This window comes from Chryseobacterium oryctis, from assembly GCF_025971925.1.
In the GTDB taxonomy this organism is placed as follows: Bacteria; Bacteroidota; Bacteroidia; order Flavobacteriales; family Weeksellaceae; genus Chryseobacterium; species Chryseobacterium oryctis.
Genome location: NZ_JAPDHV010000003.1, coordinates 362,120 through 384,493, shown reverse-complemented (window position 1 = coordinate 384,493; position 22,374 = coordinate 362,120). Strand labels below are relative to the sequence as shown.

General features: G+C 32.2%; 21 protein-coding genes. 16 read left to right on the top strand and 5 right to left on the bottom strand.

Features of this window, described 5'->3' with window-relative positions:
* Positions 1 to 67 precede the first annotated feature (67 nt).
* The 3 genes from obgE to OH806_RS08760 all read right to left on the bottom strand — a co-directional run bounded on the left by obgE (position 68) and on the right by OH806_RS08760 (position 2,390).
* On the bottom strand, positions 68 to 1,051 hold the full coding sequence (obgE, locus tag OH806_RS08770) for a GTPase ObgE (RefSeq protein WP_264743299.1): 984 nt from the start codon (positions 1,049 to 1,051) through the stop codon (positions 68 to 70).
* A gap of 73 nt (positions 1,052 to 1,124) precedes the next feature.
* Positions 1,125 to 1,703, bottom strand: coding sequence for an adenylate kinase (locus OH806_RS08765; RefSeq protein WP_264743298.1), 579 nt, complete (start codon positions 1,701 to 1,703; stop codon positions 1,125 to 1,127).
* 132 nt (positions 1,704 to 1,835) lie between these two features.
* Positions 1,836 to 2,390 (bottom strand): phosphoribosyltransferase, encoded by a 555-nt coding sequence (locus tag OH806_RS08760; protein WP_264743297.1) that lies wholly within the window; start codon positions 2,388 to 2,390, stop codon positions 1,836 to 1,838.
* 508 nt (positions 2,391 to 2,898) lie between these two features.
* Between OH806_RS08760 and OH806_RS08755 the strand changes: the two genes are divergently transcribed.
* Positions 2,899 to 4,491: an ABC-F family ATP-binding cassette domain-containing protein gene (locus OH806_RS08755; protein ID WP_264743296.1), complete on the top strand. Its 1,593-nt coding sequence runs from the start codon at positions 2,899 to 2,901 to the stop codon at positions 4,489 to 4,491.
* A gap of 11 nt (positions 4,492 to 4,502) precedes the next feature.
* On the opposite strand, the gene OH806_RS08750 is transcribed toward OH806_RS08755, so the two are convergent.
* Both OH806_RS08750 and OH806_RS08745 read right to left on the bottom strand, forming a co-directional pair.
* Complete coding sequence (locus OH806_RS08750) at positions 4,503 to 4,982, bottom strand: hypothetical protein (protein ID WP_264743295.1); 480 nt, start codon at positions 4,980 to 4,982, stop codon at positions 4,503 to 4,505.
* A gap of 182 nt (positions 4,983 to 5,164) precedes the next feature.
* Positions 5,165 to 7,156, bottom strand: coding sequence for a DEAD/DEAH box helicase (locus OH806_RS08745; protein ID WP_264743294.1), 1,992 nt, complete (start codon positions 7,154 to 7,156; stop codon positions 5,165 to 5,167).
* Between the two features lie 174 nt (positions 7,157 to 7,330).
* Between OH806_RS08745 and OH806_RS08740 the strand changes: the two genes are divergently transcribed.
* The 15 genes from OH806_RS08740 to OH806_RS08670 all read left to right on the top strand — a co-directional run bounded on the left by OH806_RS08740 (position 7,331) and on the right by OH806_RS08670 (position 22,367).
* Complete coding sequence (locus tag OH806_RS08740) at positions 7,331 to 8,617, top strand: adenylosuccinate synthase (RefSeq protein ID WP_264743293.1); 1,287 nt, start codon at positions 7,331 to 7,333, stop codon at positions 8,615 to 8,617.
* Positions 8,618 to 9,140: 523 nt separating this feature from the next.
* On the top strand, positions 9,141 to 9,980 hold the full coding sequence (locus OH806_RS08735; RefSeq protein ID WP_264743292.1) for an energy transducer TonB: 840 nt from the start codon (positions 9,141 to 9,143) through the stop codon (positions 9,978 to 9,980).
* Between the two features lie 163 nt (positions 9,981 to 10,143).
* A complete protein-coding gene (locus OH806_RS08730; protein ID WP_264743291.1) occupies positions 10,144 to 10,917 on the top strand; it encodes a ParA family protein in 774 nt (257 codons plus the stop codon).
* A gap of 33 nt (positions 10,918 to 10,950) precedes the next feature.
* Positions 10,951 to 11,841: a ParB/RepB/Spo0J family partition protein gene (locus OH806_RS08725; RefSeq protein WP_264743290.1), complete on the top strand. Its 891-nt coding sequence runs from the start codon at positions 10,951 to 10,953 to the stop codon at positions 11,839 to 11,841.
* A complete protein-coding gene (locus tag OH806_RS08720) occupies positions 11,842 to 12,489 on the top strand; it encodes a DUF5683 domain-containing protein (RefSeq protein ID WP_264743289.1) in 648 nt (215 codons plus the stop codon).
* Positions 12,490 to 12,504: 15 nt separating this feature from the next.
* Positions 12,505 to 13,206, top strand: coding sequence for a 4-hydroxy-tetrahydrodipicolinate reductase (gene dapB, locus OH806_RS08715; RefSeq protein ID WP_264743288.1), 702 nt, complete (start codon positions 12,505 to 12,507; stop codon positions 13,204 to 13,206).
* Positions 13,207 to 13,284: 78 nt separating this feature from the next.
* The gene (lepB, locus tag OH806_RS08710; RefSeq protein WP_264743287.1) at positions 13,285 to 15,009 is read left to right on the top strand and encodes a signal peptidase I; all 1,725 of its coding nucleotides are present in this window, start codon (positions 13,285 to 13,287) and stop codon (positions 15,007 to 15,009) included.
* 7 nt (positions 15,010 to 15,016) lie between these two features.
* On the top strand, positions 15,017 to 15,694 hold the full coding sequence (gene lepB, locus OH806_RS08705) for a signal peptidase I (RefSeq protein WP_264743286.1): 678 nt from the start codon (positions 15,017 to 15,019) through the stop codon (positions 15,692 to 15,694).
* 7 nt (positions 15,695 to 15,701) lie between these two features.
* Positions 15,702 to 16,310 (top strand): WbqC family protein, encoded by a 609-nt coding sequence (locus tag OH806_RS08700; protein WP_264743285.1) that lies wholly within the window; start codon positions 15,702 to 15,704, stop codon positions 16,308 to 16,310.
* 10 nt (positions 16,311 to 16,320) lie between these two features.
* Entirely contained in the window at positions 16,321 to 18,003 is a 1,683-nt protein-coding gene (locus tag OH806_RS08695) for a S8 family serine peptidase (protein WP_264743284.1), read from the top strand.
* A 128-nt stretch (positions 18,004 to 18,131) separates the two neighbouring features.
* A complete protein-coding gene (locus tag OH806_RS08690; protein ID WP_264743283.1) occupies positions 18,132 to 18,620 on the top strand; it encodes a lipocalin family protein in 489 nt (162 codons plus the stop codon).
* Between the two features lie 21 nt (positions 18,621 to 18,641).
* A complete protein-coding gene (locus OH806_RS08685; protein ID WP_264743282.1) occupies positions 18,642 to 19,331 on the top strand; it encodes an OmpA family protein in 690 nt (229 codons plus the stop codon).
* Between the two features lie 104 nt (positions 19,332 to 19,435).
* Positions 19,436 to 20,323: a decaprenyl-phosphate phosphoribosyltransferase gene (locus tag OH806_RS08680; RefSeq protein ID WP_264743281.1), complete on the top strand. Its 888-nt coding sequence runs from the start codon at positions 19,436 to 19,438 to the stop codon at positions 20,321 to 20,323.
* Positions 20,320 to 21,645: an FAD-binding oxidoreductase gene (locus OH806_RS08675; protein ID WP_264743280.1), complete on the top strand. Its 1,326-nt coding sequence runs from the start codon at positions 20,320 to 20,322 to the stop codon at positions 21,643 to 21,645. The genes OH806_RS08680 and OH806_RS08675 overlap by 4 nt, the downstream gene beginning before the upstream one ends.
* Positions 21,642 to 22,367: an SDR family NAD(P)-dependent oxidoreductase gene (locus OH806_RS08670; RefSeq protein WP_264743279.1), complete on the top strand. Its 726-nt coding sequence runs from the start codon at positions 21,642 to 21,644 to the stop codon at positions 22,365 to 22,367. Before OH806_RS08675 ends, OH806_RS08670 begins: the two co-directional genes overlap by 4 nt.
* Positions 22,368 to 22,374: the final 7 nt, after the last annotated feature.

The window sequence follows — 22,374 nt, the reverse complement described above, 5'->3', positions numbered from 1 at the left end:
AATTGATTTTAATTTCCTAATAATAAAAAAGTACACTTTTTTGTGTACTTTATATGTTTTTTATCTCCTATCCATGCAATCTCTTCCAAATCGCATCTTTCAATTCTGTAAGACCTTCTCCTGTAACGCCTGAGAAAAACAGAGGCTGTCTGTTTTCAGGGAATTCGGCTGATATTTCCTTTTTAAGTTCATCATCCAATAGGTCAGATTTAGAAACAGAAATAATAAAATCTTTATCTAAAAGCTCAGGATTATATTCTTTTAATTCATTTTCCAGAATTTTAAACTCTTGGAAATGATCCTCAGAATCAGCAGGAATTAAGAATAATAAAATCGAATTTCTCTCAATATGTCTTAAGAATCTGTGTCCTAATCCTTTCCCTTCTGCAGCACCTTCAATAATTCCGGGAATGTCGGCCATCACAAAAGATTTGTAATTTCTGTAGTCAACAATTCCTAAATTAGGAGTAAGTGTTGTAAAGGCGTAGTCTGCAATTTTCGGTTTTGCAGCAGAAACAGATGATAATAGAGTAGACTTTCCTGCATTTGGAAAACCAACGAGTCCTACATCTGCCAAAATTTTAAGTTCGAAAATTACGTAACCTTCCTGACCTTCCATTCCGGGTTGTGCATAACGAGGAGTTTGGTTGGTTGAGGATTTAAAATGTTCGTTTCCGAGACCTCCTTTTCCTCCTTCCATCAGGATGATTTCCTGTCCGTCTTCTAGAATTTCACCTATAATCTCACCATCTTCATTTTTTGCAATCGTTCCGATAGGTACGTTGATGTAAACATCGGCACCAAAAGCACCAGTTAATTGATTTTTTCCTCCGTTTTCTCCACGTTCTGCTTTTACGTGACGGGTGTATCGAAGAGGGAGTAAAGTCCATTCGTGAGCATTTCCCTTCATGATAACGTGACCTCCACGACCTCCGTCTCCTCCATCAGGACCTCCTTTCGGGATATATTTTTCACGGCGAAGATGGGCAGAACCTGCACCTCCGTGTCCGCTTTTACAATGAATCTTTACGTAATCTACAAAATTTGACATTCTTTATAATTATGAGTTATGAGTTATGAATTATGAGTTATGAATTCTTATAACTCACACTCACAACTTTTAACTATTTTACTTTTTCTACTTCAGCAAAAAGCTTTTCGGAAATTTCATTGATTTCACCAACGCCATTAATCTCTACATACTTCCCTTGTTGCTTGTAAAGTTCGGCTACTTCTGCTGTTTTTGCGTAGTATTCTTTAATTCTGTTTTCAATGATTTCTACATTGCTATCGTCTGATCTTCCGCTTACTTCACCTCTTTTTAGCAATCTTTCAACCAAAATTTTATCTTCAACCACTAATGAAAGACAAATGTCGATTTCATCATTCAGCTCTTCTTTTACGATTTTTTCTAAAGCTGCTGTCTGAACTGCAGTTCTTGGATATCCGTCGAAAATAAATCCTGCTGCATCAGTAGGTTTTCTGATTTCGTCAATCAGCATATCTGTTGTTACCTGATCCGGAACCAATTCTCCTTTATCGATATAAGATTTAGCTAATTTCCCAAGTTCAGTATCATTTTTCATGTTAAACCTGAAAAGATCACCTGTTGAGATTTGTTTTAAGTTAAATTTTTCAATTAAATTCTGAGCTTGAGTTCCTTTTCCACTTCCTGGAGGGCCGAACAGAACAATGTTTATCATAATGTTGAGTTGCTTCCTGCAATTAGCACAATATTTAGGCTTCTTACTTTTAGCTTTTTTAGTTAATATTTTACTTTTATTTCGATTTAATATTTAAAAGCTAAAAGCAAATTGCTAATAGCTTATAACAATTTACTCGTTTATTTTTCCGTCTTCCAGTTGATATAAATTGGGTAAGTTTCTACCTAATTCATCATAGTCTAAACCATACCCCAAAACAAATTTATTTGGAATTTCTTTTCCGATATAATCCAGCTTGAAATCTTTTTTATAAACTTCTGGTTTTAATAAGAAAGAAGCCAGTTTTACAGATTTTGGACGCTGAGTTTCTTTAAAATATTTGAAAAGACTTTCAACTGTATTTCCTGTATCTACGATGTCTTCTACAAGGATGATATGACGATCTTTTACGTCTTTCGTTAATTCCATTTTTTGGTAAACGATTCCTGTAGATTCAGTTCCTACATAAGAACTCATTTGGATGAAAGCAATTTCACACTCTCCCGGATAATGCTTCAAAAGATCTGAGAAAAACATGATAACTCCGTTCAAAACTCCAATAAAAACAGGAATTTCGTCCTTATAATCTTCATAAATTTTTAAAGCGGTAGCTTTTACGATTTCCTGAATCTCGGCGTCCTCCAAATAAGGAACGAAAGTTTTGTCGTGAACTTTAATACTTTCCATAAAAATTTTTAGTAGATGGCAAAGTTACGGATTTTTGATGAAAGTTTTTTGAGGGGCTTATCAGTTTAATAAAAACAATTGCCAGAGAAAGTTTTATTAAAATGAAACAGATGCTTCGACTTCGCTCAGCATAACACAGTTAAAATATATTGTTCCGTAAAAACAGTCAGTATTAGAGATTGTCATGCTGAGCGAAGTCGAAGCATCTTTAATAAGTTAAATAAATTTCAGGTTACAATTTTCCTTCTTTGGAGGTGCAAAAATTCAAAGAAATTTTGATGGGGTGGTTTTATATACAATTATTTCTTAGTTTAAATCCAAGACTTGACCTGAAATAAAGAGTAAGAGTAGAATGACAATCTTATTAATTTTGAAATATTTAGAAATCACTATCTTTGTTGTTCACAAAACCCAAAATAACAGACATGTAGAATATAGTTTCTTTCAGATATAAATAACAGTAACAGAAAAGTTATTGCAGTTTTAACCTTAATTAAAGAAAGAAATCATGCTTTTTCTACATAATTTATCTTTTGGATTTCCAGCGGGAAATCTGCTTTTTAATTCTATAAATTTAATGATACCGTCACATACCAAATCTGCTTTGGTAGGAAGTAATGGTATGGGAAAATCTACCTTACTGAAATTGATAACCAATGAAATTGAACCTTTGGCCGGAAATATTACTATTCAGGGTGATATTTTTTATGTTCCGCAGATGTTCGGGAATTTTAATAATTTGACGGTAGCAGAATGCCTTAAAATAGATAAAAAACTTGATGCGCTTCAAAAAATTACGAACGGGCAAGTGGATGAAACCTATTTTGAAATGCTGAATGATGATTGGGATATTAAAGAACGTTGTCAAACAGCTTTACAATACTGGAAAATGGATGATTTAGGATTAAATCAAAAATTGGAAAGCCTGAGCGGCGGACAAAAAACAAAGGTTTTTCTCGCAGGAATTCAAATCAATCAACCTGAGATTGTTCTATTGGACGAGCCAACCAATCATCTTGACTTGGAAGGGAAAAATTTATTGTATGATTTTATTAAGAAAACAACTTCAACGGTTGTAGTTGTCAGTCATGATCGTACTTTACTGAATTTAGTTGATACAATTTTTGAATTGAGTAATCAGGGAATTTCAACATACGGTGGAAATTATGATTTTTATGCCGAACAAAAAGAAATTGAAAATGAAGCATTGCAAAATGATATTCATTCTAAAGAACGAGCACTGAAAAAAGCAAAGGAAAAGGAGCGTGAAACGTTGGAACGAAAACAAAAGCTAGATGCAAGAGGAAAAGGAAAACAGGAAAAATCCGGAGTTGCAAAAATTATGATGAACACGCTTCGGAATAATGCAGAGAAAAATGCTTCGAAATTAAAGTCAGCCCATGCAGAGAAAATCCATGATATTTCTGGTGATTTGAGAGATTTGCGTTCGTCTGTCAGAAATTATGAACAGATGAAAGTCAGTTTTAATGATTCGGACCTTCATTTTGGGAAAATTTTGATTTCGGCTGAGGAAATTAATTTCAAATACATTGAAGAAAATCTTTGGAAAGAAAACCTAAATCTTGAAATCCGAAGTGGTGACAGAATTTCGATTAAAGGTTTGAACGGTTCGGGGAAAACAACATTGATAAAACTTTTGTTAGGAGACTTGCAGCCGTCTGTCGGAAAAATTTCGAGGGCTGATTTTCAAACAATTTACGTTGATCAAGAATATTCTTTACTTGATAAAAATGCAACAATTTATGATTTTGTCCAACAGTTCAATGATAATGCGTTGCAGGAATCTGAAGTGAAAACTTTATTGTCAAGATTTTTATTCGGAAAGGAAACCTGGGATAAGAAATGTGATGTTTTGAGTGGTGGAGAACGTCTGCGATTGCTACTGTGCGGACTTTCCATCAGTAATAAAGCTCCCGATATGATAATACTCGATGAACCGACCAATAATTTAGACCTTCAAAATGTGGAAATTCTTACGAATTCTATTAAGGATTACCATGGAACTTTGGTGGTGATTTCGCATGATGAGGTGTTTTTGGAGGAGATTGGGGTGAGTAGTGAAATAAATTTACTTATTTAAAAAATGATTAATTAGCGAAAATTTTTTAAATACTTACAATCGGTTTTTAAATCAAAAAAATCTATAAACTCATCATATCTGGAAATACTTTCAAGACCAATTTTGAAAGTATTTCCATTAGTATAAAATATATCTAAATGATTTTCTGGATGAGTATGTTCTTTATTTTCTTCTTTTGCTTTCATGTATAATTCCTTATCATTGTCAAATCTTACATATCCATCTTCAAGCATTAGAAGTTCTTTTAGAAGAAACCATAGTTTGTTTTCATATTCTGATTCTATTTCAGAAATGGGTTCAATGAAATCTAAACTATATTCGCTATCAAATCTTGTGTCATTTAGTATTTCGATCAACTGTGAAATTATTTTTGAATTAATTTCTACAATGTTTTTGTAACTTATACTTGGTTTATTATTATCTATAATGTATGTGAATGGAAAATTTATACTATAATATTTTTTTTCATTAAAAAAAAATAAACGACTCATTTTGTCAATTATAACTTTAAAATGAAAGCAATCACTCACATCTTCGATTGGTTGACTAATTAACATTGTTCTTGTAGCTTCAAATAGAATTTTTAGGATTTGTTTTTTTGTTTTGATTCTATTATGAGGGAAAAATATATTAATATTAACAGTATTAATACTATAACAGAAGTTTTTCATTGCTAGTAAAAATCTTTAATAGTATTAATGAATTGAGTAGTTGTTTCTTCGTCGAATTTTTCAATTGAGGCATTTGCTAATGCATCTTTAATCTTATCCTTCTTTTCATCTTCAAAAATATTTAATTTTTCAAAAATTCCGTTTAAAAATTCGCTATAAGAGATTTGAGGTTTTTTCAAAAAACCGATTAATTTACTTTTAATTTCATTTTTTTCAGTTTCTGTAGGCTCAATTGTTTTTATATATTTTTGTTCGTTTATTATTTTTAAACCTTGCTCTAATACTGTTATATCTTGCTTGTCGTTTAATAAAAGATAAGATTTAATAAAGGATCTGGTTAACATTGTATAAAGGATGTTCCTATATTTGTATGTTTTTTTTATGGCTGCTGTGATACATATTACAAAAGGAAACTCTAGCCCCTTTACATTGTTTGGATTGGAAATATATAATGCATTATCAATTTTAATTTTATTTTCATGACCTCTATTTATGAACCAACCAAATTCAGAATTTATTTTACTTGCCAGTGTATCAATATAGGCGTAAATTGAATTATCATCATCTAATAGTATTATTGATATGTCATTTGGTCCTATATTTTCGTCTTTTTTGATTAATTCTTTGATAATATCAATAACAGTATCAACATGGGTAGACCTAATAATGTCAACACTTGTAAATTCCCCCAAATCTACATCTTCAAACCTTCTTAAAGGTTCTCTTGTTAAATGTAGTTCTCTTTCATTGGTTCTTTCTAAAATATATCCAAATGCTTTCCATTCTTCATCATCAAACCAATTTAATTTTTTTGATTCGAAAAGACCTAAGCCTACAGAATGTGCAAACATTAGAGTTCTTGGATCTGTACGGTAGCATTTATTTAATACTACGTCAACATCTAAAACTTTTCCACTTAGAGATTCAAAAATATCTTGAAAGATATCACCAGCAACAAAAACTTTTTTCTTTGTAATTTTTTCGCAAACTTTAAAAAAGACATCTGGAAAATCTTGACGTTCATCTATTAGTAAATAATCAAATGCATATTCAAAATTATCATCTGCAATAACCTCCAAATGTTTTAATGCTTCGGAAAAAATTCTTGTATAATTTGTTACAGGACTATACCTTAGAAAGGGGATATTGTAAAAATTGCAAATATAGCTATATAAGCCAGAGTTTATATCTCCTTTTGATCCCCAAGCTCTATTAACCCATAGTCTTTTATTCCATTCAATTTGCTTTTCAACTTTCATAAAATTAAAGAATGCTGGAATGCGCTCTCTTAGTGTATTTGCTAATGCTATATTATGGCAGGTAAAGAAAATTTTACTGTCTTCATCATTAGAATACAGATCTTTTAGTTTATGTAAAAGTAATTCTGTTTTTCCTGTACCAGAAAGTCCTTGGATGGTAACTATTTTATTTGAAAAATCTTGATAAATGAAGCGTGTTTGATCTCCATCAAAAAGAATTATATTTTTTTTAACTTTCTCTAGTAAACTTTGGGGAACATCTGCGCCTATTTTACTTATATCATTTATACTTCCTATTAAAAGTGATATTAAAAAATCGCTTACTCTTTGTTGTTTTTTATCTTCAATCCTACATAAATTAAAAAAGTCATCAATAGTATTAAATTCATTTATGTTTACTCTAATTGTATTTTTTTCTTTCCAATCACGAGGCCTTCCAATATATTCTTTATAATTATATTTATCTGAAATTGAATTTAAATCTTCAACGAAGTCATCACAGTAATAATCAAATTCAGTATTATTATCTGTTAAATTTAAAAAGACAATTTTATGTTTAGGAATTAAAACTACTATAGCGTTATCTTCGAAATCATAGTTGTATTTTTCTCCAAGAGGAGAAGTTATCATGTATACCTGAGATTTTTTGTCTTCACTTAAATATGACTCAAACATATTTATAATGTCTTCACTTTTTTCTGTATTATTTGTATGTATAAATAATCTATTGTTCATTTTACTAGAAGTTGATTTTAATAACTGTCTCCAATATCAAATATACATATTAATTGTAATGAAAAAAATTTAGCGAAGTTAATTTCCATCCCACCCAAAATAAAATCTCCCTCAAATTTGCTCACCCAATTTTTTAAAAGTAATTTTGCATGAATCTAAAAATAAAAGTAAAATATGTCAACTTACGTAGTTGTAGGTCTTCAGTATGGAGATGAAGGTAAAGGAAAAATCACGGATGTTTTATCGGCAAAATCAGATTACGTTGTACGTTTCCAAGGAGGGGACAACGCTGGTCACACGGTTTATGTAGGTGAAGAAAAATTCGTTTTACACCTTCTTCCATCAGGAGTTCTTCAGTGCAAAGGGAAATGTATCATTGCGAACGGAGTAGTGGTAAACCCGAAATCTTTCATCAAAGAAGTAAGCCAAATTGAAAGCAAAGGACTAAGAACAGACCACATTTTTATCAGCAGAAGAGCGCATGTTATCATGCCTTACCACATTCTTTTGGATACTTATCGTGAAGAAGAACACGGAGGAACTCAAATCGGTACAACGAAAAAAGGTATCGGACCTTGCTATGAAGATAAAATCGCAAGAGTGGGTATCAGAATGGTAGATCTTCTGAATCCTGAAATTTTAAGAGAAAAAATTGAGAAAAACTTAAAAGTTAAAAACTCTCTTTTTGAAAAATATTACGGAAAACCAACGTTAGACGTAGAAGAAATTTACAACGAATTTTTAGAAATCGGTCAGCAATTGAAAGACAGAATTGTTGATACGGAATTAGAACTAAACGAGGCAATTCACGAAGGAAAGAATGTTTTATTTGAAGGAGCTCAGGCTTTGATGTTGGATATCGATTTCGGAACATATCCTTACGTTACTTCATCTTCTCCGTCTACGGGAGGGGTTTGTACAGGAGCTGGTGTTCCGCCGACTGCGCTTCAAAACCTTATTGGTGTTGCTAAAGCATATTGTACAAGAGTTGGAAACGGACCTTTTCCTTCAGAATTAGATAACGAATTAGGTGAGAAAATCAGACAGGTTGGCCACGAATTCGGAGCAACTACAGGTAGACCAAGAAGAACAGGTTGGCTAGATCTTGTTTCTTTGAAACACGCTTGTATGATTAACGGTATCAATAATTTGGTAATTACAAAATTAGACGTTCTTACAGGAATTGATACATTGAAAATCGCTACAAAATATAAAACTGAAGACGGAAAAATTATCGATTATTTCACTTCTTCAACGACAAAATTGTACGATTACGAAGCTATTTACGAAGAACTTCCGGGTTGGAATGAAGATATTACAAAAGCCAGAAGTTATGACGAACTACCTGCTAATGCGCAAAAATATATTGAGTTCATTGAAAATTATTTAGGAATCAATGTTTACTTAGTATCTGTAGGTCCTGAAAGAAGTCAGAATATTATAAGAAAAGAGTTATTTTAATAACTAATTAATATAAAAATTCAAAGCGATTATCTATTGAGATGGTCGCTTTTTTTTATGGCATATTATTTTTTTTAGGTTGATTTTTTTTTATGCCAAAAATTAGATTAAATAAAATTTGACAATAGAATTTTATGTTGTTAAAATCTACTTCAATAGAATTTTCTATCCTCTCACGATTGTCATTCCTTAATTTTGTTATAAATCTGACGATATTTTTTAATTTTCATCAATTTTTTTAAATATATAGATTGGTTGAAATTGTTTTGTATTGTAAATCAGTGGTTTATTGTTTTTGGGGATACTTTTTACTTATTTGCTGAAAAACATATGGATTTATAAATTCATATATAATTTAAAAATTTATAGAATTTTTGGATTTATAAATTGATGTATTTGTTTCTTTATTTTTGAGTTTTTGATTGAAAATTGGCAAATATTTTGAATTTGTTATGGTGCTTGTCGATGAGTATTGTGAAAATTAATAATTGTATTTTTTTAACAGATTAAAATATTTATAGTGATGAAACACCTACAATCAAATCAAGAATTTCGCTTTAATGAAGTTCTTTTCGAGCACCGAAACAAAGAATACGGAGCTTATGTTTTAAGAACAGAATCGGATAGAATTTTAACCAAATCCTTTTTTATAGGAATGGGAGTATTGGCAGTTTTTATTAGCGGATTTGTTATTTCTTCTTTTAAATCTAGTGAAAAAGTAATAAAAGATGATATATTTTATAGACCAATTGATATTATCCCTAATGATCCTCCTGAAGAGGTTCTTCCTCCAAAACCTGAAATTGTAAAACCTACCACAGCTCCAAATGTGAAAACGGTTGATGAAAGATTGCCTGAACCAAAAGCTGAAGTTATTCATGAAAAAGTGGTTGAAAAAATCGAGGGTGCAGTTGCTGGTACTAAGAATAATTCTGATGGAGAAATAGCTCCACCAAATGTGTATGTGCCTACGGCTCCTACAGTTGGTCCTGCGACTGTTACGCCGCCTGTTCAGCCTCCTGTTGTTGAAAAAGTTGCAGATCCTAATGCTATTGTAACATCTGTAGATGTAGAAGCAAGTTTTCCCGGAGGGATAAATGCATTCAGAGATAAGGTGACTAATAATTTTGATAGTTCATCTTTTGACGGAACTGGTGAAATGGCAAAAACAATAATAACGTTTGTTGTAGAAAAAGACGGAACAATTTCCGGAATTAAAGCGAATGGAGCAGATGCTGATTTTAATAATGAAGCCATAAGAACAATTAAAACAGTTAGAGGGAAATGGGTTCCTGCCAAATTGAAAGGTCAGGCTGTGAGAAGTTATTTCAAATTTCCAATATCGATGAAGTTTGATAATTAGTTATTAAACTAATCCTGAACAGTTATCCACAAAGTGTAATTTTTTGTGGATAATTTTTTTTATAGTTAAATTGCTTATTAACAATATTTTAACTCTATTTAGGTTTTATCGATTCATTTAGAGCAAGGAAAAATGTGTATTTTTGAGGCTTAAAGTTCTAATAATGGCAAAAATCATAGGTATCGCTAATCAAAAAGGAGGAGTAGGTAAAACTACTACAGCTGTAAATCTTGCAGCAGCATTAGGAGTATTGGAAAAGAAAATACTAATCATAGATGCTGATCCTCAGGCAAATGCAACATCAGGCTTAGGAGTAGATGATGTTCAGTATTCTACTTATAATTTGCTAGAACACAGTGTAGATACAAGAAGCTGTATAAAGCAGACCGCTACACCAAATTTAGACATTGTACCTTCTCATATCGATCTAGTTGCTGCCGAAATTGAGTTGGTAGACAAAGAAGATCGTGAATATATGCTGAAAAAAGCATTGAAAAGCGTGAGAGATGATTATGATTATATTATTATCGACTGTGCTCCGAGTTTAGGTTTGATTACTGTAAATGCTCTTACAGCAGCAGATTCTGTGATTATTCCGATTCAGTGCGAATATTTTGCCTTAGAAGGATTAGGAAAACTTTTGAACACCATCAAAAATGTTCAGAAAATTCATAATAAAGATTTAGATATCGAAGGATTACTTCTTACAATGTATGATAGTAGATTAAGATTATCAAATCAGGTGGTAGAAGAGGTAAATGCTCACTTCCCGGAAATGGTTTTCGAGACTATTATCAGTAGAAATGTAAGATTAAGTGAAGCTCCGAGTTTCGGTGAAAGCATCCTGAATTATGATGCTGAAAGTAAAGGAGCAATTCAGTATATTCAATTAGCGGAAGAAGTTCTGTTAAAAAACGAAAAATTAGTAAAAAATTAAAATAACTTGCAGCTATAAGCTCACAATATACATATGAAGGATAAGAAAAGAGCAATGGGACGTGGTTTAGGCGCAATTTTAAGTGCTGAATCCAAAGCTACGATCAACTCTGCAACTGATGAAGGAGCGGATAAGTTTGTAGGAAATATCGTTGAAGTATCAATAGAAGATATTTATCCCAACCCGACTCAGCCAAGAACTTATTTTGACGAAAAAGCATTAAACGAACTCGCTAAATCTATCGAAAGTTTAGGTGTAATTCAACCTATTACTTTAAGAAAAGATGGCGAGAGATTCGAAATTATATCGGGAGAAAGACGTTACAGAGCAAGTAAAATTGCAGGTCTTACTTCTATTCCTGCTTATATTCGTTTGGTAAATGATCAGGAGCTTCTTGAGATGGCTCTTGTTGAAAATATCCAAAGAGAAGATTTAGATGCAATTGAGATCGCATTGACTTATCAAAGATTAATGGATGAGGTTGGGTTGACACAGGAAAACCTTAGTCAAAGAGTAGGAAAGGATAGAAGTACGATTACAAACTCTATAAGATTATTAAGGTTGAATCCTGATATTCAGAATGCTATTCGTAGCGGAGAAATCTCAGCAGGACATGGTAGAGCTATTATCAGTCTTGAAAATGAAGAACATCAACAGATTTTGTTTGATTTAATTATCAAAGAGAAACTGAATGTTCGCCAGTCTGAACAAGCGGCAACAGCATTAAAAAATCCAAAATCGACGGCTGCAAAAAGAGCAAAAGCTGAGCTTTCTAATAATTATAAAAGAGCACAGAAAACTATTGCTGATATTTTAGATGTAAAAGTCGAAATTAAGACATCTGCAAACGGTAAAAAAGGAAAAATAGTTCTGGACTTCAAAAATGAAGATGAGCTGGAATATATTTTATCTCACATTAAATAAATGAAGAAATTACTTTTCACTTTTTTCTTGTGTCTTTTCGCACTTGCTTATTCACAAGTTAATCCTAATGATACTATTCGGGTAGAACACCTTCCGAAAGATAGTATTTCTGTGGAAAAACCCGTAAAATCTGAGGCTTCTATTGTTCAGGATATTGAAAAGGTAAATGCAAAGACTTTGAAGAAGGTCCAAATCACAAAACTTAATCCTACGAAAGCAGGGTTGTATTCTGCTGTTTTACCCGGATTAGGGCAATATTATAACAAAAAATACTGGAAAATTCCTATCGTATGGGGTGCTGTAGGTGTAGGAGCAGGAATTGCCATTTGGAATGATAAACAGTACAAGAAATACCGTGGTTATTACGTTGCCAAGCTAAACGGGACTCCCGATGAGTTTGTAGATACTCATCCTTGGCTGGATAAAGTTGCTTTAGGAAATGCTCAGGACAGGGCAAAAAGGCAAAGAGATTACGCCATAGCTATCACAGGGCTGATTTATATTCTTAATATTGTAGATGCAGTGGTAGATGCCCATCTTTACGAAGGGCGAAAGGATCCGGATCTTACGTTTAGTCCTGCTGTAATTCAGGATAATTTCGGGATAGTCCCTCCCAAATCGGGGTTAAGTTTAAGTTACAGATTTTAAATAATAATACAATTTATGAAAATAGCATTAGTAGGATATGGGAAAATGGGCAAAATTATTGATGAAATTGCCACAACAAGAGGTCATGAAGTGGTTGCCCGATTAAAAGAAACTCCTACTGCTGAAAATCTTAATAATCCGGATGTGGTTATTGAGTTTTCATTGCCAGAAGTGGCTTATGAAAATATCAAAACATGTTTGGAAAATAAAATTCCTGTAATCTGTGGAACTACAGGTTGGCTTGATAAAAAAGCCGAAATTGAGAAAATTGCTGTTGAAAACGGAACGGCATTTTTATATGGTTCAAATTTTAGTTTAGGAGTAAATTTATTTTTTGCTTTAAACGAAAAATTAGCTGATCTAATGAAAAATGTTGATGAATATTCTTGCCAGTTGGAAGAGATTCATCATATTCATAAAAAAGATGCCCCAAGTGGAACGGCTATTTCTATTGCTGAAGGGATTTTTAAACATAATCCTAAATTTGAAGCTTGGAAATTGGAGGAGACTCAAGGTAATCAGTTGGGGATTTTTGCTGTCCGAGAAGATGAAGTTCCGGGAACTCATAGCGTTTTTTATAGAAGTGAGGTCGATGAGATTGAAATAAAGCATACTGCATTTAACAGAAATGGGTTTGCTTTAGGAGCAGTTGTTGCAGCAGAATGGATTAAAGACAAAAAAGGTAATTTCGGGATGAAAGACGTTTTAGGTCTTTAATTTTGTAACAAATTCCTTATATTAAGAACTAATAAATCGTTGCGAAACACAAATTAAATAAAGTAAGTACAAAAATTTATGAATTACTTTTTAACTTATACAATATACGTTCTCATTTTATCTGTATTAATGGGGATTTCGACTTGGAAGTTGTTCAAGAAAATGGGGTATAGTCCGCTATTTGCCTTTATACCTTTTTACAATTATTTCATTATTTTAAAAGAAACCAAACATCCGAAATGGTGGGCGATTTTATCTTATTTGCCAATCGTTGGGCCAATAATGATGTCTGTTTTTCATATTTATTTAATGAAAAAGTTTGGAAAAAGTCTTTTCCAGCATCAGCTTCTTACTGCACTTCTTCCATTTGTCTACATGGCAACAGTGAATTATTCTAAAAATGTTGAAATAGAGGATGAAAATGCCAACGAGCTTTTCATAACAGATGAAGAGAAGAAAGAAAAAAAGAAAGACACTTTTGTAGGTTCTATTACTTTTGCCGTGGTTTTTGCAACAATCATACATGTTTTTGTTACGCAGCCATTCGGGATTCCTACGGGTTCAATGGAGAGAACTTTATTGGTAGGAGATTTCCTTTTTGTAAATAAATGGAGCTATGGGTACAGATTACCGATGCGTCCTGTTGCTATTCCTTTCCTACAAGGAACCATCATGGATATAGGAGAAAAAGGTAACCCGAAAGATGATCCAAAATCTTATGTTGAGGGAATAAAGCTTCCTTATGAAAGAATTTTCCAATTCAATAAACCTCAAAAGAATGATATAGTTGTTTTCAATTATCCTCAAGATTCTGTTCATACAGCAATTGATAGAAGAGACCCTTATGTAAAAAGATGTGTTGCTGTAGCTGGTGATACGTTTGAAATGAGAGCAGGAAGACTTTTCGTAAATGGTAAACCTGAAACGGTTTTAGGTGATCAGGAAGTTCAGCATAAATATATTGCCACTACAGGAAGTCAACTTGATATTATAGCTCTTTATAAAATTTATGGTTTCTTACCTGTTCAAGAGGCACCAATTTATGAAGAGAATCCCATTACAAAAGAAAAAGTATTAAAAGGATTTAATTACTATTTTCAAGGACTTACTGATAAAACAGCATCTGAAATTAAAGCATTACCTCAAGTCGTAAAACTTGAAGAGGATATTTTAAAACCTAATGAATCAGATATAATGCACTATTTTAAAAAGGATAAAAATGGTGATTATATTAGAAATGAAGATGGGAGTGCAATACAAACAAATAAAATAGATACATCTAATTGTATATTTCCTATTAATAAACCTTGGAATCAAGATTGGTACGGGCCATTAAGAATTCCTAAAAAAGGAGATGTTGTTACACTTAATCAGGAGTCTCTTCCAATGTATCAGTGGATTATTTCTGAATACGAACATAATAGTTTAGAAAACAAAAACGGGAAGATATTCATTAATGGAATAGAAACTAATCAGTATACCATCAAACAAGATTATTATATGATGGTTGGTGATAACCGAGATGCTTCTTTAGATGCTAGGTTCTTTGGTTTTGTTCCGGAAGAAAATATTGTAGGAAAACCAATGTTTACTTGGATGAGTGTGCAAGGTGTTTTCCCGGATGCGAGTTCAACGTATCAGGCTCCGAAAAAAATCCGTTGGGAAAGAATGTTTAAAGTAACTAATACAGGAGAAGCTAATAAAACATCTTATTGGTGGGTTGCAGCAATTATTCTTGTATTATTCTTTGGATGGGATTATTTTGCGAAATTTTTCAAAAAGAAAAAAACAGAAGACGATTAAATATTAAATGTTTAAAAATAAGATATTCAATAGAGTTCTTCTTACGGGAAGCTTTATTATAACACTTTTAATTATTGCAAAACTCTTTGGGGTTTTGCAATATGCTTATGTACCTCAGGGAGGAGGAGAACCAAATATTAAAAGAAAATCTTTTGTTTTTATTACAAATATTCTTCCCTACGAAAAGTATAAGTTACTCACATATAATCAAAATACCAAAGAGTTTGGGAAAGGCGTTTATGTACAAAGACTTGTTGGGGTTGAAGGTGATAAAATTCAAATTAAAAATGGAGATTTGATTGTCAATGGTGAATTTGTGGATTCAAAATTCAAACTCAGTCGTTCTTATAAAATAGACAGAGCTTTTGTTAATGAATTAATGCTAAATGGTGTTTCAGAAAATGAATGTTATCAGATAGAAGAAGACTACTTCATTGCTCAATTAAGTAAAGATAAACTTAATGATAATTTTTTCTATGAAAAGTTTATTAATTCAAATCCTGATCCTGAAATAGTGAAAATTTATCATAAAAACTGGAATGCTGATAATTTTGGTCCAATAACGGTTCCACCTGGAAAAGTTTTTTTTCTTGGTGATAATCGTAACGCAAGTTTGGATTCAAGATATACTGGATTTGTTGATGTAGAAGAAATTACAGGAAGAGTCATTTATCCTAAAAACTAAAAAGAATATGCAAAATATATTATTACCGGTATTTTATCTACCACCGATTTCATGGTTTTCAGTATTTTTAGATCCTGAAAATGAGATAGTTTTTGAACAATTTGAAAATTTTCCTAAGCAGACATACAGAAACAGAGCTAATATTTATGGTGCAAACGGAAAACTTTCATTAATTATTCCAATCAATCATAACGGAAAAAGAGAGATGAAAGATATCGAAATCTCTTATCGTGAAGATTGGAGAACTCTCCATTGGAAATCAATCAAAACAGCATATCAAAGTTCTCCTTATTTTGAATATTATGAAGATAAATTCAGGAAATTATTTGATTTGAATGAAAAATATCTTCTGGATTTTAATCTTAAAGGATTGGAAATTATTCAACAGATTTTAAAAACAGAAAAGGCACACTCTTTGAATGGAGAATATATCAAAGAACCTAATGAAATAAACTTTCGTGAGAAGTTTTCTGCCAAGCAACCGTCAGAATTTCAAATGGAGGAATATTATCAGACGTTTACAGACAAATTAGGATTTTTGAAAGATTTGTCGATTTTGGATTTAATTTGTAACAAAGGGCCAGAATCTTTGACATATATTAAAAATATTAAATAATTATACTACAATGAAAAAGGTATTATTAGCTGCTGTTTTTTTGACAGGTTTCAACTTGGCGTTTGCACAAGAAGCCATGGGGAAGAGTGTTGATCCGAAGGAGGATAAGGATTTAATGACTTGGTATCATAAAGATTTTGCCACTTCTAAAGTATATGGTGTAAATACTGAAAACGCATACAAATATTTAGAATCTAAAGGACTTAAGCCAACTACAGTTGTGGTTGGGGTACTAGATAGTGGTGTTCAGGTTGATCATCCGGGTTTAATTAAAAATATTTGGTCAAATCCTAATGAAGTGCCTAATAATGGGAAAGATGATGATGGAAACGGATACATTGATGACGTTCATGGTTGGAATTTTATAGGTGGAAAAAATGGAGACATCGATGTTGATAATATGGAAGTAACAAGAGTTGTTGCCAAATATAAGCCAATTTTCGAAGGAGACGATTCTACTAAAAACAAAGCAAATCAAGCAAGTATGCCTGAAGAATTTGCTATGTATATGAAGTCTAAAGAAATGTTTTCTAAAAAAAGTGTTGAAGGGAGGCAGGGATTAAAAACATTTACAATGATTAAAGAAGTTATTCCTAATATGGTAAAACTGTTAGCCGGTAAATCATTAACACCAGAAAATGTTTCAGCTATTAAGAATGGGAAAGAGCAAAAAGATGCTTTTGCTTTAACTGTTTTGCAGCAAATTAGTCAGAGTCCTGATTATCAAGGAATGTCAAGTGCAGACTTCGAGAAAAAAATATCAAAAGATATGAAAGATGCTTTGGAAGATTACATTCCAAAAGCTAAACAATATGATTTAAATTTTGATCCAAGAGCGGAAATTGTTGGTGATAATTATGAAGATTACTCTCAAAGAAACTATGGGAATAATCATTATGAAGGTCCGGATGCAAAACACGGGACACACGTTGCGGGTATTATTGCAGGGCTTCCTCAAGGGAAGGAAGTTCAATATGGAGTAGCTTCTAAAGTAGCAAAGATTATGGCTGTAAGAACAGTTCCAAATGGAGATGAAAGAGATAAAGATGTTGCAAATGCCATAAGATATGCGGTTGATAATGGGGCTAAAATTTTGAATATGAGCTTTGGTAAGCCTGTATCACCAGGTAAAAATGTTGTTTGGGATGCATTCAAATATGCTGAAGATAAAGGCGTTCTTTTAGTGAAAGCTGCAGGAAATGAAAATGAAGATGTTGCAGAGCACCTAGCTTACCCTACAAACTTTAAGAATGTTACCGATGAAAAGCCATTTGTAAATAATGTTTTAGTTGTGGGAGCAAGTACCAATCAAAATAATGAGTTGAGAGCAAGCTTTTCAAACTTTAATAAAAAAATGGTAAATGTATTTGCGCCAGGGCAGGAAATTTATTCTACAGTTCCCCATAATAAATATGAATACTTACAGGGAACTTCAATGGCGTCACCTGTTGCAGCCGGAGCTGCTGCGATATTACTATCTTATATGCCAAATTTGAAGCCTCATCAGATTATTGAAGCGTTGGTAAAATCAAGTAACTCTAATACAGAAAATCAGTTTAGTGATTTTTCACAAGCTGGAGGAGTTATTGATGTTAAAAAAGCTGCAGAATATGCTTATCAAAATTTTTATAATGGAAAATCAAATTCCTCTGTAAAGCCTAGTAAATCTGTAAAAAAGACTGTTAAAAAATAAGATATCTGCCTGTAATTAAGGTTGAAACGTAAAAAGTCCGAAAAAATCGGACTTTTTTTATTGCTATTTTTCAATTTTGGCACAATTTTTTGTAACTTTAAGGATATAGATAAATAATAAACAACAATATGAAAAAGTTACTACTTGCAGGAGTATTGGGAACTTCACTTTTTGCAGTGTCTTGTTCTACAGTAAAGAATGCACAGAATTCTCAAAATGAGAGATCAGAATTCCTTAAATTAAAAGGAGATTGGCAGATTGTAAGTATTGATTATGATAAGCAATACAAAATCAAACCTTTTGATGAAGGTATGAATGCACAATGTTTCGTAGGAAGTCATTGGAGATTAATTCCAAATAACTGGACGGGAGCTTATACTATAAACGGAGGGGGAAATTGTACGGCAGTTACACAACCTATCAAGTTCGAAATTAAAAATAATACATTCACATTTAAGAAAATTGTTGATGGTACAAAAGCAAAACAGAATACAATGGGATATTCTTTGAATGTGATAAATCAAACTACAGACCAGTTTTCACTTGAACAAAATGTTCCTTTTGATGGAAGTACTGTAAGAGTTGTTTACAACTTTGAAAGAACTGGAATGAAATAATTAACTGAAAAAAATAAAAAAATGAAATTTACTAAAACATATATTGGAGCTCTTTTCTTATCATCAGCATTATTATTGACAAGTTGTGAAGCTGTTCAAAATTCAAATCACCAACAGAGAGGTACAGCAGTAGGTGCTGCATCAGGAGCCGTTCTTGGTGGTATCTTAGGGAATAATGTGGGTAAAGGAAAGAATGCGGCTTTAGGGGCTGTTCTTGGAGGAATTATTGGTGGTGTTGCTGGTAATGTTATTGGTAATAAGATGGATAAGCAGGCAAGAGAGATTAAAGAAACTTTGCCTGGAGCTGAAGTAGAAAGAGTAGGAGACGGTATTAAAATTACTATGAATGAGAGTATTGTAAACTTCGCTTTTGATTCTTCTAATCTTACATCTGTTGCTACAGCAAACTTAGATAAATTGGCTCAGGTTCTTATTAATAACCCTGATACAAATATTAATATCTACGGTCATACAGATAGTAAAGGTTCAGACTCTTATAACCAGAGCCTTTCTGAAAGAAGAGCAAATGCTGTAAAAGCATACTTAGCAAGTAAAGGAATTGCTTCAAGTAGATTATTTGCTTTAGGTGAAGGAGAAAGTAAGCCTGTTGCAACTAACGATACAGATGAAGGAAGAGCTAAAAACAGAAGAGTAGAATTTGCAATTACAGCAAATGAAAAAATGATTAATGATGCTCAACAGGGGCAGTAATTAATTTAATGTGTAAATATTTTCGTAAAGAACCGCTTCGGCGGTTTTTTTGTATTTTTATATAGTCATTTAAATTTATTATTTTTGCATTTGAATTCGCATAAATGAAGAAATATCTCAAACTGCTACGTGTAGAGCAATGGGTGAAAAACCTGTTTGTATTTGTCCCTCTATTTTTTTCAGGCAGTATCAAAAATTTAGATTTACTCAATAAAAGTATTTTTGCTTTTATCATTTTTTCTTTGGCTGCAAGTGTCGTTTATATTTTAAATGACTACAATGATATTGAAGCAGACAGAAAACATCCCGAAAAAAGAAGGAGACCTTTGGCAAGTGGAGCTATTTCCAAATCTAAAGCGATAGGTATTCTTGCGGGTATTATAGTTTTAGATATAGCTCTTATCTGTTTTGCTCAGGTATATTTTAATGAAAATCTTTGGAAGTTTACAGCCATCATTTCTAGTTATTTTATAATGAATTTAGCTTACACTTTCAGGCTAAAACACGTTCCGATTATTGATATATGTATCATTGCGACAGGTTTTGTTTTAAGGGTTTTAGCAGGAGGTTATATTACAGGAATTAATATTTCTCAATGGGCAATTTTATTAACTTTCGTTTTAGCTTTGGTTTTGGCAATTGGTAAAAGAAGGGGAGAGCTTATTAATGCACAGGTTTCGGGAAAGACAAGAAAGGCTTTAGATGGATATAATGTTCAGTTTGCGGATATTGCTTTGTCAATTTCAGTAACTTTGGCAATTGTCTGTTACTTGATGTTTACGTTATCTCCGGAAGTTCAGGCAAGATTTCATGAGAGAGTTTTCTATACAGTATTTTTTGTTGTTTTTGCATTTTTAAGGTACCTGCAACAGACTTTGGTGTACAACAGAACAGAATCACCTACGAAAATAGTTTACAGAGACAGATATATTCAGGTTACCTTAATCTTATGGGTTGCTGCATTTTTAATCCAAATTTATTTTAAGAAATGAAGCCGAATTTTATACAGAAAGTTACAAACTGGGGTAATTTTCCCGTAGTGGAAAAAGAAATGAAGTCTGAGGACAGCTTCAAAAAAATAAAAGAATTTGTTTTAAATCATAACGAGGTTATTGCTCGTGGAAACGGAAGATGCTATGGAGATGCTTCATTGGGTGAACATATATTTTCGACGAAAAGATTAAATAAATTTATCAGCTTTGACCGTTTAAACGGAATCATAGAATGTGAGTCAGGTGTTTTACTTTCGGATGTTTTGGAAGTTTGTGTACCGCAAGGTTACTTTTTATATGTAACTCCGGGTACGAAATTTGTCTCAATTGGCGGTGCAATTGCTTCTGATGTTCATGGTAAAAATCATCATGCTGAAGGTTGTTTTTCGGAATATGTAATTGAGTTTAAGCTGATGATTGAAAACGGTGAAATCATCACTTGTTCCAGAGAAGAAAATTCAGAGAAATTTTGGGCGACAATTGGAGGAATGGGGCTTACAGGAATCATTCTTTCTGCTAAATTTAAACTTAAAAATATAGAATCAGCCTATATTCGTCAGGAAAGCATTAAAGCTGAAAACTTAGATGAAATTTTTAAACTTTTTGACGAAAGTGAAAGCTGGACGTATACCGTTGCCTGGATTGATTGTCTTCAAAAAGGTAAAAATATAGGAAGAAGTATTTTGATGAGGGGAGAACATGCTTTTCAACATGAATTGCCTCAAAAACTAGCTCAAAAACCGTTAAGACTAAAGAAAAAGCCACAGCCAACAATTCCGTTTTATTTTCCTGGATTTGTTTTGAATTCTCTTTCTGTGAAAATTTTTAATTTTTTATATTACAAAAAACAGTCAAAAAAAGAAGTTAAAGGTTTTATAGATTATGAAACATTTTTCTATCCTTTGGATGTTATCAACGAATGGAATAAAATCTATGGAAAGTCTGGTTTTATCCAATATCAGATGGTAATTCCTAAAGAAAATGGAAAAGAAGGAATGAAAAAGATTCTTGAAACTATTGCAAATAGTGGAAATGGTTCATTCTTAGCTGTTTTAAAGCTGTTTGGAAAGAATAATCCTCAAGCTTATAATTCTTTTCCTCAGGAAGGTTATACATTGGCTCTTGATTTTAAAGTAAATTCAAAACTTAAAAAATTGGTAGAGCAATTAGATACCATTGTGGAGAATTTTGGAGGAAGAATCTATCTTACAAAAGATAGTATGAGTAGATCTTCTTTGACGAACTATCTTAAAAATACCCAAAACCCTAAGTTTGTGTCTTTACAGCACAAAAGAATTATAAATAATAATCAAAGCAAATGATCGTTTTAGGAAGTACATCTGAAGTAGCACAAGCTTTTGTAGAAAAGGCTTTGCAGGAAGGAGAAAAATTTGAAAAGATTTATCTTTTTACATCAAACAAAGAGACGACTGAAAGATTTGCAAGACATATTGATGTGAAGTTTCTTCAGCAATCTGAAGTTATTGAACTAGATTTGATGAAAGACATTGATTATAATCAATTTGAAAATATCAATTCAAATCTTTTATTTTGTGCAACCGGATATTTGGGTGAAGGAACGGAAGAAGGATTGTATGATAATAAAAATACTGAAAGAATAATTGATATTAATTATTCAAAACTGGTTCCTGTGATCAATTATTTTGCTCAAAAATTTGAAAACAGAAGGTCAGGAACTATTATTGGGCTGTCATCTGTAGCAGGAGAGAGAGGTAGACAAAGCAATTTCATTTATGGAAGTGCAAAAGCTGCCTTTACAGCGTATTTGAGTGGGTTGAGAAATTATCTTTTTGATAAAAAAGTTCATGTTCTTACCATAAAACCAGGATTTATGGCAACTAAAATGACGGAAGGTTTACCATTGAATCCTAAGTTGACAGCTTCTCCAAAACAGGCTGCAGATTGCATTTTTAAAGCATATAAAAAACAAAAAAATGTGGCTTATGTTTTGCCGATTTGGGGAATTATAATGATGATTATAAGGAATATTCCGGAATTTATATTTAAAAAATTAAAATTATAACAAAAAA

What these genes read in the sequence shown, in the direction of transcription:
- OH806_RS08695 (WP_264743284.1), top strand. Translation starts at nt 16,321, where the DNA reads ATGAAAAAGGTATTATTAGCTGCTGTTTTTTTGACAGGTTTCAACTTG.
- OH806_RS08685 (WP_264743282.1), top strand. Translation starts at nt 18,642, where the DNA reads ATGAAATTTACTAAAACATATATTGGAGCTCTTTTCTTATCATCAGCA.
- OH806_RS08740 (WP_264743293.1), top strand. Translation starts at nt 7,331, where the DNA reads ATGTCAACTTACGTAGTTGTAGGTCTTCAGTATGGAGATGAAGGTAAA.
- OH806_RS08750 (WP_264743295.1), bottom strand. Translation starts at nt 4,982, where the DNA reads ATGAGTCGTTTATTTTTTTTTAATGAAAAAAAATATTATAGTATAAAT.
- OH806_RS08745 (WP_264743294.1), bottom strand. Translation starts at nt 7,156, where the DNA reads ATGAACAATAGATTATTTATACATACAAATAATACAGAAAAAAGTGAA.
- OH806_RS08700 (WP_264743285.1), top strand. Translation starts at nt 15,702, where the DNA reads ATGCAAAATATATTATTACCGGTATTTTATCTACCACCGATTTCATGG.
- lepB (WP_264743287.1), top strand. Translation starts at nt 13,285, where the DNA reads ATGAATTACTTTTTAACTTATACAATATACGTTCTCATTTTATCTGTA.
- dapB (WP_264743288.1), top strand. Translation starts at nt 12,505, where the DNA reads ATGAAAATAGCATTAGTAGGATATGGGAAAATGGGCAAAATTATTGAT.
- OH806_RS08765 (WP_264743298.1), bottom strand. Translation starts at nt 1,703, where the DNA reads ATGATAAACATTGTTCTGTTCGGCCCTCCAGGAAGTGGAAAAGGAACT.
- OH806_RS08725 (WP_264743290.1), top strand. Translation starts at nt 10,951, where the DNA reads ATGAAGGATAAGAAAAGAGCAATGGGACGTGGTTTAGGCGCAATTTTA.
- lepB (WP_264743286.1), top strand. Translation starts at nt 15,017, where the DNA reads ATGTTTAAAAATAAGATATTCAATAGAGTTCTTCTTACGGGAAGCTTT.
- OH806_RS08755 (WP_264743296.1), top strand. Translation starts at nt 2,899, where the DNA reads ATGCTTTTTCTACATAATTTATCTTTTGGATTTCCAGCGGGAAATCTG.
- OH806_RS08675 (WP_264743280.1), top strand. Translation starts at nt 20,320, where the DNA reads ATGAAGCCGAATTTTATACAGAAAGTTACAAACTGGGGTAATTTTCCC.
- OH806_RS08730 (WP_264743291.1), top strand. Translation starts at nt 10,144, where the DNA reads ATGGCAAAAATCATAGGTATCGCTAATCAAAAAGGAGGAGTAGGTAAA.
- OH806_RS08735 (WP_264743292.1), top strand. Translation starts at nt 9,141, where the DNA reads ATGAAACACCTACAATCAAATCAAGAATTTCGCTTTAATGAAGTTCTT.
- OH806_RS08760 (WP_264743297.1), bottom strand. Translation starts at nt 2,390, where the DNA reads ATGGAAAGTATTAAAGTTCACGACAAAACTTTCGTTCCTTATTTGGAG.
- OH806_RS08720 (WP_264743289.1), top strand. Translation starts at nt 11,842, where the DNA reads ATGAAGAAATTACTTTTCACTTTTTTCTTGTGTCTTTTCGCACTTGCT.
- OH806_RS08690 (WP_264743283.1), top strand. Translation starts at nt 18,132, where the DNA reads ATGAAAAAGTTACTACTTGCAGGAGTATTGGGAACTTCACTTTTTGCA.
- OH806_RS08680 (WP_264743281.1), top strand. Translation starts at nt 19,436, where the DNA reads ATGAAGAAATATCTCAAACTGCTACGTGTAGAGCAATGGGTGAAAAAC.
- obgE (WP_264743299.1), bottom strand. Translation starts at nt 1,051, where the DNA reads ATGTCAAATTTTGTAGATTACGTAAAGATTCATTGTAAAAGCGGACAC.
- OH806_RS08670 (WP_264743279.1), top strand. Translation starts at nt 21,642, where the DNA reads ATGATCGTTTTAGGAAGTACATCTGAAGTAGCACAAGCTTTTGTAGAA.